General features: G+C 65.5%; 11 protein-coding genes. 3 read left to right on the top strand and 8 right to left on the bottom strand.

Annotated elements, in window-relative coordinates; all coding sequences use genetic code 11:
* Positions 1–7 precede the first annotated feature (7 nt).
* Both DCM80_RS18170 and DCM80_RS18165 read right to left on the bottom strand, forming a co-directional pair.
* A complete protein-coding gene (locus DCM80_RS18170) occupies positions 8–1,282 on the bottom strand; it encodes an RNA polymerase sigma factor (RefSeq protein WP_257192941.1) in 1,275 nt (424 codons plus the stop codon).
* A complete protein-coding gene (locus tag DCM80_RS18165; protein ID WP_028138414.1) occupies positions 1,279–1,647 on the bottom strand; it encodes a YciI family protein in 369 nt (122 codons plus the stop codon). The genes DCM80_RS18170 and DCM80_RS18165 overlap by 4 nt, the downstream gene beginning before the upstream one ends.
* Before the next feature lie 141 nt (positions 1,648–1,788).
* On the opposite strand from DCM80_RS18165, the gene DCM80_RS18160 reads away from it, so the two are divergent.
* Together DCM80_RS18160 and DCM80_RS18155 are read left to right on the top strand one after the other, a co-directional pair.
* Positions 1,789–2,754 (top strand): glyoxylate/hydroxypyruvate reductase A, encoded by a 966-nt coding sequence (locus DCM80_RS18160; protein WP_257192940.1) that lies wholly within the window; start codon positions 1,789–1,791, stop codon positions 2,752–2,754.
* 96 nt (positions 2,755–2,850) lie between these two features.
* Positions 2,851–4,818 (top strand): methyl-accepting chemotaxis protein, encoded by a 1,968-nt coding sequence (locus DCM80_RS18155; RefSeq protein ID WP_257192939.1) that lies wholly within the window; start codon positions 2,851–2,853, stop codon positions 4,816–4,818.
* 177 nt (positions 4,819–4,995) lie between these two features.
* Here DCM80_RS18155 and DCM80_RS18150 read toward each other — a convergent pair whose 3' ends face one another.
* Positions 4,996–5,640: a TetR/AcrR family transcriptional regulator gene (locus DCM80_RS18150; protein ID WP_257192938.1), complete on the bottom strand. Its 645-nt coding sequence runs from the start codon at positions 5,638–5,640 to the stop codon at positions 4,996–4,998.
* Positions 5,641–5,743: 103 nt separating this feature from the next.
* Between DCM80_RS18150 and DCM80_RS18145 the strand changes: the two genes are divergently transcribed.
* Positions 5,744–6,388 carry a glutathione binding-like protein gene (locus DCM80_RS18145; protein ID WP_257192937.1) on the top strand — a complete coding sequence of 215 codons (645 nt, stop codon included), beginning with the start codon at positions 5,744–5,746 and terminating at the stop codon, positions 6,386–6,388.
* A gap of 113 nt (positions 6,389–6,501) precedes the next feature.
* Here DCM80_RS18145 and DCM80_RS18140 read toward each other — a convergent pair whose 3' ends face one another.
* From DCM80_RS18140 to DCM80_RS18120, 5 genes are all read right to left on the bottom strand, one after another.
* Positions 6,502–8,652: a methyl-accepting chemotaxis protein gene (locus DCM80_RS18140; protein ID WP_257197970.1), complete on the bottom strand. Its 2,151-nt coding sequence runs from the start codon at positions 8,650–8,652 to the stop codon at positions 6,502–6,504.
* Positions 8,653–10,066: 1,414 nt separating this feature from the next.
* Positions 10,067–11,371, bottom strand: a complete 1,305-nt coding sequence (locus DCM80_RS18135) for a TRAP transporter large permease (protein ID WP_257192935.1) — start codon at positions 11,369–11,371, stop codon at positions 10,067–10,069.
* A 31-nt stretch (positions 11,372–11,402) separates the two neighbouring features.
* On the bottom strand, positions 11,403–11,996 hold the full coding sequence (locus DCM80_RS18130; RefSeq protein ID WP_257192934.1) for a TRAP transporter small permease subunit: 594 nt from the start codon (positions 11,994–11,996) through the stop codon (positions 11,403–11,405).
* Between the two features lie 10 nt (positions 11,997–12,006).
* Positions 12,007–13,008: a TRAP transporter substrate-binding protein gene (locus DCM80_RS18125; protein WP_257192933.1), complete on the bottom strand. Its 1,002-nt coding sequence runs from the start codon at positions 13,006–13,008 to the stop codon at positions 12,007–12,009.
* Between the two features lie 34 nt (positions 13,009–13,042).
* Positions 13,043–14,701, bottom strand: a complete 1,659-nt coding sequence (locus DCM80_RS18120; RefSeq protein WP_257192932.1) for a hydantoinase B/oxoprolinase family protein — start codon at positions 14,699–14,701, stop codon at positions 13,043–13,045.

Genomic DNA, 14,701 nt, shown 5'->3' with positions numbered 1-14,701 from the left:
TTCGCCTTCACGCCCCCTTCGCCTTCGGCTGGCTGTCCCGGATCAGGCGATCGAGATGCATGCGGATATGGGCGGCTTCCGCCGACGTGTTGGCCAGCGCAATGGCGCGGTCGAAGGCAATGCGGGCTTCGTCGTTGCGGCCGAGCTGCATCAGGAAGGCGCCGCGCACGCCGTAGAAATGGAAGTAATTGGCGAGCTTCGGAGCCAGCGGCTCGATCAGATCGAGCGCGGCTTGCGGCCCCCGCACCTTGGAGACCGCGACCGCGCGGTTGAGGGTGACCACGGGAGAGGGCTGCACGACTTCGAGCGCGCCATAGAGCAGGTCGATCTGCGCCCAGTCGGTCTCCTCCGGTGCCGACGCGCGGGCATGCAGCGCGGCGATCGCGGCCTGGATCTGGTAGGGCCCGCTGCGGCGATGGCGCATCGCCTTGTCGATCAAGGCAAGTCCCTCCGCGATCATGGTGCCGTTCCACAATGAACGGTCCTGATCGTCGAGCAGGATCAGCGTGCCATCCCCGGCGAAGCGCGCGGCGCTACGCGCATGCTGCAGCAGGATGAGCGCGGTCAGCCCCATGATCTCCGGCTCGCTCGGAAACAGCCGCAGCAGCAGCCGAGCCAGCCGGATCGCCTCCTCGCAGAGCGGCTTTCTGATCTCGGCGGTGTCGCCGCTCGCCGAATAGCCCTCGTTGAAGATCAAATAGATCATCGCCGCGACGCCGGCGAGGCGCTCTGAGCGCTCGACCGCGCCGGGCGCCTCGAACGGCGTCCCCGCCTCGGCGACCTTCGCCTTGGCACGGGTGATGCGCTGCTCCATCGCCGCCTCCGAGACCAGGAAGGCGCGCGCGATCTGCTTCACGGTCAGGCCCGAGACGATGCGCAGCGCCAGCGCGATCTGCTGCGTCGCCGGCAATTGCGGATGGCAGCAGATGAACATCAGCCGCAGGATGTCGTCGCGGTAGTGCGAGCCGTCGAGCCGCTCGGCCAGCGCGCCCTCGGCGTCGTCGAGATCGGAGATCGCCTGGTCGTCCTCCGGCAGCGGCTGCTGCCTGCGCGTGCGCCGCACCTCGTCGATGGCGACGTTGCGGCCGACCATGATCAGCCAGGCCGCAGGATCGCGCGGCGGACCATTCTGCGGCCAAGTCTTCAGCGCGCGCAGACACGCGTTCTGGAAGGCCTCCTCGGCCGTGTCGAGGTCGCGGAAATAGCGCAGCAGCGCGCCGACCGCCTGGGGTCGCGCCGAGGTCAGCGCAGTCTCGATCCAGGCGGTGTCGGCCTCGCTCACGTCAGGTTTCCTCCGGGCCGGAATACGCCGACGGGGCGCACCTCATAGGCACCGCCGGGATTGGCGGCGCCGAGATCGCGCGCGACGTCGAGGGCCTCGTCGAGATTCTTGCAATCGACGATGTAGAAGCCGAGCAGCTGCTCCTTGGTCTCGGCATAGGGGCCGTCGAGCACCAAGGGCGGGTCCTCCTTGCGCAAGGTCGCCGCCGCCGTGGTGGGCAACAGCCGCGCCACGGGCCCGAGCCGACCTTGGCTCGTGAGCTTCTCCTGCACCACCGCGAGCTTCTTCATCACGGCCTCGTCCTGCTCCTTGCTCCAGGAGCCGACGAAGTCCTCATCGTGATAGCAAAGGATGGCATAGAGCATGGGCGGCACTTTCCTCGTCTGTTCTGAAGACGCGCCAATATGCCCCGCTCCGACAGCACTGCGGAAAAAATTTGCAAGAAAAATCCGGCAGATCGTGGCAAGGAGGGCCTTCTTCAGCGGAACCTTGACGAGGCACTTCGAATGACCATGGGCACACTGGCCGTCCTGATCAACAGCACGCAGCAGAACTGGCTGCCGGAGCGCTGGAAGGCCCGGTTCGACACGGTCTGCGATGGTCGCCCCGTGGTGCTGCTGCCCGATGCCGGGCTCGATCCGGCCGAGGTGCACTATGCCGCGGTATGGAAGCCGGTGCCGGGCGATCTGGCCGCCTTCACCAATCTGCGCGCGATCTTCAATCTCGGCGCCGGCGTCGACGCACTGATGGCGGACCAGAGCCTGCCTGACGTGCCGCTGGTCCGCGTCGCGGTACCCGACCTCACCAACCGCATGACCGAATATGTCGTGCTTCACGTGCTGATGCACCACCGCCAGGAGCTTTATCTCAGGCAATCACAGCGCGAGAAGCGCTGGGAGCCGAAATATCAGTGGCCGGCGAGCGCGGTGACGGTCGGCGTCATGGGGCTGGGAACGCTGGGTGCCGACGCCGCCGACGTGCTGCGGCGGCTCGGCTTCCGTGTCGCCGGCTGGAGCCGCAGCCCGCGCACGATCGACGGTGTCGACTGCTTCCATGGTACTGCAGGCATGGATGCCTTCCTGCGCAAGACCGACATCCTGGTCTGCCTGCTGCCGCTGACGCCGGAGACGCACGGCATCCTCAACCGCGACGCCTTCGCAAAGCTCAACCGCAACAGCCCGCTCGGCGCGCCCGTGCTGATCAATGCCGGCCGCGGCGGCCTGCAGAACGAAGCCGACATCCTGGCCTGCCTCGACGACGGCACGCTGGGCGCCGCCTCGCTCGACGTCTTCGTGGAGGAGCCGCTCGCAGCGGATAGCCGGTTCTGGATCCACCCCAAGGTGGTGCTGACGCCGCACAACGCAGCCGACACCGATGCGGACGCGATCTCGGCCTATGTCGCCGAGCAGATCGCGCGGTTCGAGGCGGGCGGTGTGCTGGAGAACGTGGTGGACCGGGCGCGGGGATATTAGGCCCACAACCTCCGCGCTCCGCCGGTATCCCGTTCACCCTCTCTTAGCGAGAACTTGATATGCGTTCTTAACCAACGGTCAACGTACGAGTCGGACATGCGCGCGAGCCTCGGCCTCAGGATGCGGATCACGGTTGCCCTGGCGGTGACGGCGGCGGCAACGGCCCTGTTTGCCGTGGTCGGGGCGATGTGGATCATCGCCGGGATCATCGACCGCGCCGATCAGCGCGAGCTGCGCAGCCATTATGATGCCCTTCAGTCGCGCATTGCCGAGGAATCCCGCCGCGCCGCCGCCATGAGCGCCGTCGTGGCCGCGATGCCGGCGACGCAGGACGCGATGGCCAAACAGGACCGTAACGCCCTGGTCGGCCTGTTCGGACCGGTGTTTGCCGCCACCAAGTCCGAATACGGCGTCGATCAGTTCCAGTTCCATGTGGCGCCGGCGACATCGTTCCTGCGCGTGCATCAGCCGGCGAAATTCGGCGACGACCTCTCCGGCTTCCGCAAGACCGTCCTGCTCGCCAATCAGGAGCATAAGGTCGTGGTTGGGCTCGAAGGCGGAGTCGCCGGGCTTGGCATCCGCGGTGTGGTGCCGATCGCGCAGGGGGCCAAGCATCTCGGCACGGTCGAATTCGGCCTGACCTTCGGCCAGTCCTTCCTCGATGATTTCAAGGCGAATCGCCGCGTCGACGTCGCCTTCCACCTTGCCGACGGCTCCGGCTTCAAATTGTTCGGCGGCACGCTGAAGGGCAAGAGCTTCTTCGACGCGGCCGATTATGGCCGCGCCGCCGCTGGCGACTTCACCGTGAGGCAGGCCAAGCTCGACAACACCCCGGTCGCGGCGCTGCTGGGGCCAATCAAGGACTTCTCCGGAAAGCCGCTCGGCGCCGTCGAGCTGGTGATGGACAATTCCGATTACGAAGCTTCGGCCGACCGCGCCTGGCTGCTCGCCATCGGCATCGCCGCGCTCGGCCTCGTGCTGGCCGCGATCGTCGGCTATCTCATTGCCCGCGGCATCTCGCGTCCGATCATCTCCATCACGTCCGTCATGCGCGAGCTGGCCGATGGACACCTCGACGTCGCCATTCCGGCCAGCAAGGCCAATGACGAGGTCGGCGCGATGGTGAAGGCGGTGGCGGTGTTCCGCGACAATGCACTGCGCTTCAACGAGCTTCAGGCCGAGCAGCTGAAGGCCAAGGAGCAATCCGAAGCGGAGAAGCGGCGGACCTTCGCCGCCCTTGCCGACAATTTCGAGGCCAGCATCCGCGACGTCGTCACCACGGTGTCCTCGGCTGCGGTCGAGATGGAGCATACCGCGCGTTCGATGTCGGCCATCGTCGAGCAGTCCCGGCAGCAGACGCGCGCGGTGTCGTCGGCCTCGGCGCTGGCTTCGGAGAATGTGCAGACCGTCGCGGCCGCAGCGGAGGAGCTGTCCTCGTCCATGACCGAGATCAGCCGCCGCCTCGCCCATGCGACCGAGGTGGTCGGCAAGGCCGCCAGCGACGGTCGGCAGTCGAATGCACGCGTGCAGAGCCTGGCGGAAGCCGCACAGAAGATCGGCGACGTCGTCTCCTTCATCAACGGCATCGCCGGCCAGACCAATCTGCTGGCGCTGAACGCGACGATCGAAGCGGCGCGCGCGGGCGAAGCCGGCCGCGGCTTTGCCGTGGTCGCGTCCGAGGTCAAGGCGTTGGCGACGCAGACGGCGAAGGCGACCGAGGAGATCGGCGCTCAGGTCACCGCAGTGCAGGGCGAAACATCGGGCGCGGTCGATGGCATCCAGTCGATCTGCGCGACGATACAGCAGGTCGACGAGATCTCCGCCGCGATTGCCGCTGCCGTCGGCCAGCAAGGCACGGCGACGCAGGAGATCGCGCAGAACGTCCAGCAGGCGGCCGCCCGCACCGGCGAGGTCTCGCAGAACATCGCGGGCGTCACCGACGGCATCGCAGCCACCGGCACGGCGGCGGAGGAAGTGCTGGGTTCGGCGGTCGAACTGTCGAAGCAGTCGCAGCGGCTGCGGGACGAGGTGGACCGCTTCCTCGCGCAGATCCGCGCGGCGTAGCTGGACGGGATCGTGCAGCAATCTCGCTGTCGTCCTCGCGAACGCGGGGACCCATAGCGCGTGATCCATCGTTAGCGCGCTCGTCGTACCGAAGCCACTCAACTCCGAGTCCTCGCCAAACTTCTGCTGCGGCGTATGGGTCCCGGATCTGCGCTTACGCTTGCCCGGGACGACAGCTCAGGCCTTGGCGCCCAGCATCAGATCGATCGCGCCTTTGATGATGGCCTCCAGCTCCTTGCGCGGGACGCGGGCGCGGGAGCGGATGGCGATGCTGTGGACGGTGGCTGATGCGATCTGTGCCAGCACGAGCGGATCGGCATTTTCCGGCAGCTCGCCCTTCTCCTTGGCGCGGCGGAAGCAGCTCGCAAAGGCCTTGTCGAGCTCGCTGAGCCCGTCGAGCACCATGGCGCGGATCTCGGGATCGCCGACGGCTTCCGACGCCGCCGTCACCACCGTGAAGCAGCCGCGCGGGCCGGTCTCGCCGGACAGATAGATGTTCAGCGCCGAAGCGAAGATGCGCTCCAGCCGCTGGCGCACCGGCATTTCCTCGCGAAAGATCGCGGCCATGGATGTCCGCGCTTCCTCGCGGTAGCGCTGATAACTCTTGATGTAGAGCTCCCGCTTGTCGCCGAAGGCGCCATAGAGGCTCGGGCGGTTCATGCCGGTCGCTTCGCTCAATTCGTCGAGCGAGGTGGCGGCAAAACCTTGCCTGCGGAACAGGTCCAGCGCCTTGCCGAGCGCGACATCGGGCTCGTAAGCGCGCGGACGGCCGCGGCGCTTCGGCTTGTTGGCCGCAATCGGCGGCTCTGATTTTTGTACCATCTCGCAAAATAATCCTTGACCAACCATATATTATGCAAGATGGTACAAAAATCAATCTGGCCAGGTTGAGCGAAACCTCAAGAATTGCCCAAGGAGGCTACAGATGGATCTCTATTTCTCGCCGCTCGCCTGCTCGATGGCGACGCGCGTCGCGCTGTACGAAGCCGGCGCCCAGGCGAACTATCTCGAGGTCGACCCGCCGACCAAGACCGTGCTGAGCGACGGCTCCGACTTCCGTGCCGTCAATCCGATCGGCCTGGTGCCGACACTGCGCACCGACGAGGGTCTGGTGCTGACCGAGAATGCGGCGATCCTGCAATACGTCGCCGACCGCTTCCCGCAATCCGGCCTCGGCGCGAGCGCCGGCATCGAGCGCACGCGGCTGCATCAATGGCTTTGCTTCGTCGGCACCGAGTTGCACAAGGGTCTCTTCGTCACCCTGCTCGACCGCAAGGCGCCGCAGGACGCCAAGGCCTATGCCCTGGAGAAGAACCTGTCGCGGCTCGACTATCTCGACAATTACCTGAAGGGGCGCGACTTCCTGCTCGATCATTTCAGCGTGGCTGACGCCTATCTCGTCACCATCATCAACTGGACCATGGCGACGCCGCCGATCGAGCTGGCGAAATGGCCGAACGTGAAGGCCTATTACGAGCGCCTGCGCCAGCGCCCCTCGGTCGCAAAGGCGATCGCCGAGGAGTTCGAGCTGTACAAGGCCGAGCTGGCGCGCAAGAAGGCGGCGGCATAATCCGATCGAACGCCGCATGGCCATGCCGATCTGATCGTTGTCCCCACGAGGCGGGGACAACGATTTCTTCGAGATCGCCGCTTTTCCCGGCGGCCGGGAAGAGCGGCGTTCGTTCAAGCGGCGCGGACGCTGTCGAGAAAGCGGCCGACCTCCGTTCGCAACCGATTGCTGTCGGTTGAAAGCGCTTGCGCCGCGCTGAGCACCTGCGTGGAGGCCGAGCCGGTTTCGGTCGCTCCACGCTGGACGTCGGCGATGTTCGACGAGACCTGGTGCGTGCCTTGCGCAGCCTGCTGGACGTTGCGCGCGATCTCCTGGGTCGCCGCGCCCTGCTCCTCGACCGCCGCCGCGATGGTCGACGAGATCTCCGACAGCGACTTGATCGTGCTTCCGATCGTCTTGATGGCGTTGACCGAGTCCTGGGTCGCGCCCTGAATGCCGGAAATCTGCTGGGAGATCTCGCCGGTGGCCTTGGCGGTCTGCTCGGCCAGGGCCTTGACCTCGGAAGCGACCACGGCAAAGCCGCGGCCGGCTTCGCCGGCCTGCGCGGCCTCGATCGTCGCGTTCAAGGCGAGCAGGTTGGTCTGGCCTGCGATCGTGGTGATGAGCTCGACGACGTCTCCGATCCGCGCCGCGGCCTTGGAGAGCTCACCGATCTTTTGATCGGTGAGGCGGGCCTGCTCGACCGCTTCATTGGCCATCCGCGCGGATTCCTGGACCTGCCGGCCGATCTCGTTGACGGAGGATGACAGCTCCTCCGTCGCGCTCGCGACGGATTGTACGTTGGTGGAGGCTTCCTCGGAAGCCGCCGCGACCATCGTTGCGAGCTTCTCTCCGTGCTCCGCGGTCGAGGTCAGCGTGTTCGCCGAGGCCTCCAGCTCCGTCGAGGCCGACGAGACGGTCTCGATGATCTCGCCCACCGCGCTTTCGAAACTGCCGGCGAGCTTGTTCATCTCTATCTTGCGCTGGGTAGCCGCCCGCTTCTCGGTCGCCTTCAGCTCGTCGCGATCAAATCGAACGATGGCCTGCAACGTCTGCAGGTTTCGAAGTGCCACGCCGAGCTCGTCGTCTCGCTCGACGACGATGCGGTTGTCGAGCTTGCCCTGGTTGATGCTGAGCATGGCATCGTTCAGGCGCTGAAGCGGGCGGACGATGGCACGGATGGTTTGCCGGCTGACGAGGACGCCCAAGGCGATGCTCGCCACCAGGAGCGCAAGCGCAGTGCCGACCAGCCAGCCATATTCGTACTCGGCCACATCGTATTCCGCCTTGGCTTCCCTGACCTGGATCGCCACAAGCCTGTCGAGGTCGGCCTTCGCCGCCTGGTACAGTTCGCGCGCCCGTCCGGCCAGCAGAATAGCGAGCTCATCATACTTGCGCTCGGCCGAGAGCGTCAGCGCCGGCTTCAGGCCTTGCTCGACGTAATTCACGCGCTTGGGCGTGAAGCTGTCGGCGACGCTCTTTTCCTCCGGCGTCAGATAGGTCGCCATGTATTCGGCCCAGGACTTTCCGACCTTCTCCAGGTTGGCATTGACCTTGGCTGCAATCTCCTCGACCGGCTTTCCAGCCCGCCCGTTGGCGGCCGCCTCGAACAGCAGCACTGTGTTGTCTCTCATCCGGTCATTGATCTCAAAGAGCTGTGCCAGCGGCACCGCACGGTCTTCGTAGATCGATTTCAGCCGCGAATTGCTCTGCCGCGTGCCCTGCAGGCCCATGACGCCGATCGCCAGCAGAAACAGCGAGAGGATGGTGACGAGCGTAACCAGGCGCGCGTTGAGCGTGCCGGTGAAGATGTCCAATCGATCGAGAAGGGAACGCCGGCGAAGCATGCCGGCATCCAGCCTGTAATCGTGCGGCTTGTTCTCGCGGATCATCGCATACACCTGCTCCGCCTCGGCGCGCTGGTCGGCGGGCAGCTTGGTGCGGATGGAGCTGTATCCGACGATCTGTCCGTTCTGCCGAATGGGAGAGGCGGTCGCCAACACCCAGTAGAAGTCGCCGTTCTTGCGCCGGTTCTTCACGGCGCCCGACCAAGGCTTGCCCTGCTGGAGCGTGGCCCACAGATTTTCGAAGGCCGCGGACGGCATATCCGGATGGCGGATAATGTTGTGAGGCTGCCCCATCAACTCGGCTTCAGAAAATCCGGAGGCTTCGACGAACTGGTCGTTGAAGTAGGTCAGCTTCCCTTTCGTATCGGTGTGAGAGACGATGAGGGTTTCGTCGGTAATTGGATATTCGATGGCCGTGACCGGAAGATTGGTCCGCATGGGAGCCTCCAAAATGGCATTCGCAAAAATCGAACCTGTAAACTTCAAGTAAGCGCCGAAGGATTTAATTTGCCTAAATGCAGAGCAACGATCCGCTCGATGAAATCGCTTTTGAAGCACGGTTTTCGGCAAAAACGCATCCAATGCGCGAAGCCGCAGAACGGCAGCAACCGCTGGATGGTCAAGATGATCTCGCATTGTCACGCGCGTTCCCGATCGCGCGTCGCAACTCTGATCGCACCAACATTGCAGCCGCTTCTCGTTCGCAGCTAGCCGTCCAGCACGCGCGGGAGAGTCGTGAGGATGAACTGGGACTCCGTGGGGAGATGACATTGCCTTAGCACGCGTCTCTCGTGTCCCGGACGCGCTGCAACGTTCTTCACGTTGCGGCACAGAGCCGGGATCCATCTTTCCGATGATCGCGCTCTGCGACATGGGCCCCGGCTCTGCAGCGCACCGTCGAAGAGGCGCCGCGTCCGGGGCACGCGACCGATTTATGGCGATGGACATGACTGCTCATCCTCGCGGCGCGTTTCGCCCGAGCTATGCTGTCTTCTTCCGCCCTCTTCGAAAGCAAGGGCGCAGGGAAGGCCGGGCGCCGCCTGGCACCCGAAGTCCCGCGTGTGCGAAAAACGCGCACGGGGTGGACGACAGGTGATGCCGGTCGCCCGGCCTTCCCTGCGCGATGGTTTTCACGGTGTCCTTCGTGCTCTCCTCGGGGAGCGTTGCACTATTGCCCCCGTCGCCTTGCGGCTGGTCGATGCGCGCGCCGGTCGGCCGCCACATCACCGCAAGACTTGACGCCAGAACCCCGGGCGTCAGGACCACACGACTTCTCCGTCCGCGCACATCCCCGTCCGCCTTCCCGACAGCTGGCGTGCGCTCACTGCCGAGACCGAACAAGGACGCTGTCAGCGCCGTGTCGTATCGCGCCTGCCGCTGCTCACGGTTTCCCGCCCTGCAAGCCACCATCGCGCGCCGACGCCGTCGCGGCCACCGCATCCCGGCCCGCGTCTCGTGACGATCGCGAAACGCCCCTCGTGGCGGGCGGGATGTCCCGGCTTGTACGGCAAAACCGAACTTCTGTAAATTCGAATATTTTTGCTGCTAGCTCTGGACCCAGCACTGGCGTGTTTCGCCCGTCGGGCACCACAACGGATGGTGGGTAGGACGGGCCAATTCCGGCCACGGTCATCGCACATGGCGTTTGGCGGCGCCTGCGCACGCGCCTCGCCCTTCGAGACGACCGCTATGCGGTCTCCTCAGGGTGAGGCTAAGCGGCACTCTTGCCCGGTGAAACTGCGATCGCGTACTCCGTCCTCATCCTGAGGGCCCGCCGCAGGCGGGCGTCTCGAAGGGTGGCCACAGACGAAATTCCCGCCACGCTTTTCCTCAAATGCGATTGCACTGCAATTCACCCGTACAGCACCCGCGGCAGGATCGTGACGATGCCGGGCCACAGCGTCAGCAGCAGCACGAAGCCGATCATGATCATCAGGTACGGCATCGTGACCCGCGCGATGTAGCCGAGGCCGTCGTCGGTCAGGCCCTGGATCACGAACAGGTTGAAGCCGACAGGCGGCGTGATCTGCGCCATCTCGACGGCGAGCACGAGGAATACGCCGAACCAGACCTCGTCGAAGCCGGCGCCCTTGACGATCGGCAGCACGATCGGGAGCGTCATCACGATCATCGAGAAGCCGTCGAGGAAGCAGCCGAGAACGAGATAGAAGGCGATCAGCACCACGATCAGCATGAAGGGCGACAGGCCAAGCCCCTTGACGAAGGCGGCGACCGCCTGCGGAATGCCGAGGAAAGCTGCGGCATTGCCGAGAATGGAGGCACCGAGCACGATCAGCGCGATCATCGAGCAGGTCACGACCGAGCCGATCAAGACGTCGCGCATCACTTGATGCGACATCGCGCCCTGCGCCCAGGCCACCAGCGCCGCGCCGAGCACGCCGACGGCGGCGGCTTCCGACGGCGTGGCGAGCCCGCCATACATCGAGCCGAGCACGCAGGCGATCAGGAACAGCGCCGGCGCGAGATCCTTCAACGCCGCGAAGCGCTCGCTCCAGGGCACCTGCGAAAGCCTGGCCTCGGTGTCCGGCACCATCTTGCGATTGAGACTGGTGTGCAGCATCACCCAGGCCATGAAGGTGGCGGCGAGCAGGAAGCCCGGCAGCACGCCGGCCGTGAACAGCTTCAGGATCGAGACGTCGCCGAGCACGCCGTAAATGATCATGATGTTGGAGGGCGGAATCAGGAAGCCGAGCGTGCCGGCGCCGGCGAGCGAGCCGATCGCGATGTCGCGCGAATAGCCGCGGCGCAAGAGCTCGTTGAGCGACATGCGGCCGATCACCTGCGTGGTCGCAGCCGAGGAGCCGGAGATCGCCGCAAAGATGGTGCAGCCGATCACGTTGACATGCAGCAGGCGGCCGGGCAGCAGACCGGCCCATGGCGCCAGCCCCTGGAACAGCGAGCGCGACAGGCGGGTGCGAAACAACAATTCGCCCATCAGGATGAACAGCGGCAGCGCCAGCAGCTCCTGCGTGGTCAGGATGTTCCAGGCGTATTGCGGCAGCAGCTTGTCGAGCGGGATCGAACGGAACGTCGCGAGCAGCAGCGTCGCGGTGAGCGCGAGCGTCAGGCCGATCCAGACGCCGCAGGCCAGCAGCGCAAACAAGATCGCGAACAGGGCAACGACTTCGATGGTCATGCGATCTTGGATCCGGGAAGGAGCAAAGCGGTCATTCGACGGGCGAGGCCTTCATGCGATGATCCTCCAGCGGCAGCCCCAGCGCGGCCTGGATCGCGCGCGCCAGGAACTGGAGCGTGAGCAGCAGCATGCCGAAGGTGACGACGGCTTCCGGAAACCACAGCGGCGTATCGCTGGAAGTCGAGACCTGGCCGCGCGTGTAGGCGGCAAAGGCGAACTTCGCCATGGCCGAGGTCAGGAACGCCATGAAGGCGAAGCCGGCCGCGGCAGAGAGGATCTCGAGCGCGCGCTGCACCGGCACCGGTACGTTCTTCAGCAGCAGCACGACGCGGATGTGCCCGCCGACACGCAAGGTCATGGCCGCGCCGAAGGTGAACGACGCCGCCATCAGATAGGACGAATATTCCCACGCGATCGAGATGCTCGGCGGGAAGAACGGCAGGAAGTTCGACAGGAAACGGGTGGCGACCTCGCACAGCATCAGCAGGGTCAGCATCAACAGGCAGAAGCCGCCGATCCAGCCGTCGAGCCGGCCGAGGCGGTCGATGCCGTCGAGCAGGATGCGCAGCGGCGCTGGTGCCGCTGCGTTGAGGCTCTGCGGTGCTTCGGACGAAACGCTCACCACGCCTCCGCCCTCAGCCGCGCTTCATGTCGGCGAGATAGGCCCGCACCGGCTTGTCGGCCGCCGGCACGCGCTTGAGGAAGGCATCGAGCTGCGGCGCGGTCTTGGCGCGGATGTCCGTCATCATCACGTTCGAGACCGGCACCACCTCCATGCCGCCTTCCTTCAGGCGGTTGAGGCTGTCGACGTCGGCCTTGAGCGAGTTCGCCCAGAAGCCCGGCTCCATCTTCGCGGCGATGTCGGCGACGAGCTTCTGCTGATCAGCGGGAAGCGCCTTCCAGGAATCGAGATTGACGGTGAGCATCTGCGACGACCAGACGTGGTTGGTCGGGTAGACGTATTTGAGGAATTCCCAGAACTTGCCGTCGACGCCCGACACCGACGAGGTGGAGACGCCGGCAACCGCGCCGGAGGCCAGCGCGGGAATGGTTTCGCCCCAGGGGATCATCACCGCCGCCATGCCGATCGCATTCAGCATGTCGACCGCATTCTTGTCGGGCACGCGGATCTTGATGTTCTTCAGGCCCTCGACGTCGGTGACCTTGGCCTTGAGGTGCAGATATTGCGTCGGCCACGGCACGATGTAGAGGATCTTCTGGTTGTTGCGCGCGGCGATCTTCTCGTATTCGGGCCGCACGTATTTGTGCAGCACCTTGAGCTCATCCACCGAGCCGCACAGGAACGGGATGCTCTCGACGCCCATGAAGGGCTCGTCGCCGACCTGCTGGATGTTGAGGACGTCGGCGAGCGGCACCAGACCGTCGCGCACGGCGCGCAAATGCTCGGGCCCCTTGAAGCCGAGCTGGCCGCCGGCCTTCACGGTGATCGCGACCGCGCCGCCCGTCTGCTTCTTCACCTCTTCGGCGAAGGCCATCGCGTTCTGGGTGTGGAAATTGCCGTCGGGCCAGACCGTCGACATGTCCCAGCTCGTCGTCGCCGCCCGTGCCCGGGTCGAGATGTGGCCTGCGGCGAGCAGCGTCGCTGCGCCCGCGGTGAAGTTCCGTCGCGTGATCATTGCACCCCTCCGTTGATCCAAGCGCGCTGACACGTCAGCGCGCGTACCCATAAACTGCAGCCGCATTCGCGGCGGACACGAGCCCGCTTTCGATATCGTCCTTGACCGCCGCTCGCTCGCGCGTTGCGGGATCGCCGATCCCGGCGCCGCCGGGCGTCAGCACCACGAGGCGATCGTCCGGCGGCACCTGCTGGAAGCCCTTGCCGCGCAGCTTCTTGCCGGACTTGAGGCCGACATAGCCGGCCTCGCCGTTCTTGCCGCCGTCGCGTCCGCGCGGCGGATGATCGATGCGGTCGAATGCCGCCAGGATGTCGAACGGCGCGTCGACGCCGCTGCCGACCTCGATGATCTGACCGAGACCGCCGCGGGTGCGCCCCGCCCCGCCGGAATCCGGGCGCAGCTCCTTGCGCCAGAAGATCAGCGGCGTCTGCGTCTCCGCGATCTCGACCGGGGTGCCGCGCACGCCGCTGGGATAAGCGGTCGCCGACAATCCGTCCTTGCCGAAGCGCGCACCGGTGCCGCCATTGGAGGTCACCGCCATCGAGAACCCGTAATTGCCGCCGACGCCGCTGCGCGTCTGGCCGCGAACGTTGAGATTCCACAGGCACGAGGTGCCTTCCGCCGGCACGCGCTCCGGAATGATCTGGCGCAGGCAGCCGAACACCACGTCGGGCAGCATCTGGCCGATGATGTGGCGCGAGGCGACCGGCGCGGGCTTGGGCGCATTGAGGATCGCACCCGCCGGCGCCGACACCGTCAGCGGCGAAAGCGAGCCGGCATTGTTCGGAATCTGCGAGGCGACCACGCAGCCAAGGCCGAACACCGTGTAGGCGGTGGTATAGGACAACGGCACGTTGATGCCGAACTTCGAAGCCGCGGATGTACCGTCGAAATCGACGTGGATGCCCGCATCCGAGATCGTCAGCGTCGCCGCCAGCGTCACCGGGGCATCATAGCCGTCGACCACCATGGTGTTGCGCCAGCTGCCCTTCGGCAGCTTCGCGATCTCGGCCAGCACGGCCTCGCGCGAGCGATCGCAGATATAGTCGCCGAGCTCGTCGAGCGTGTCGATGCCGAACTCGGTCATCATCTCGACAAGGCGCTCGCAGCCGACGTCGTTGCAGCCGGCGAGCGAATAGGTGTCGCCCTCGGTGTCGATCGGCAGCCGCGTGTTGGTGCGGATCATCGCCATCAGCGTCTCGTTGACGACGCCCTGGTCGATCAGCTTCAGCATGGGAATGTAGAGCCCCTCCATGAACACGTCGGTGGCATCGGGGCCGAAGCCGATGCCGCCGATGTCCATGAGATGGCTGGTGCAGGAGAACAGCGCCACCGGCTTGCCGTCCTTGAAGCAGGGCGTGGTGACGACGAAGTCGTTGAGATGGCCGGTCCCCATCCAGGGATCGTTGGTGATATAGGCATCGCCCTCCTTCATCGTCTCGATCGGGAAGTGGGCGATGAAGTGCTTGACCGATTCCGCCATCGAGTTGACGTGGCCGGGCGTGCCGGTCACCGCCTGCGCCAGCATGCGGCCCTCGAGATCGAACACGCCGGCCGAGAGGTCGCCGCATTCGCGCACGATCGGGCTGAAGGCGGTGCGGAGCAGCACCTGGGCCTGCTCCTCGACCACGGCGATCAGCCGGTGCCACATGATCTGAAGGTCGATCAGGCTCGCGCCATTTGCCTTGCTCAT

Origin of the sequence: Bradyrhizobium sp. WBOS08 (genome assembly GCF_024585125.1) — a bacterium.
Classification (GTDB): Bacteria; Pseudomonadota; Alphaproteobacteria; order Rhizobiales; family Xanthobacteraceae; genus Bradyrhizobium; species Bradyrhizobium japonicum_B.
Note: the sequence above shows the minus strand (reverse complement) of the source record. Positions and strands in the feature narration are given on the sequence as shown.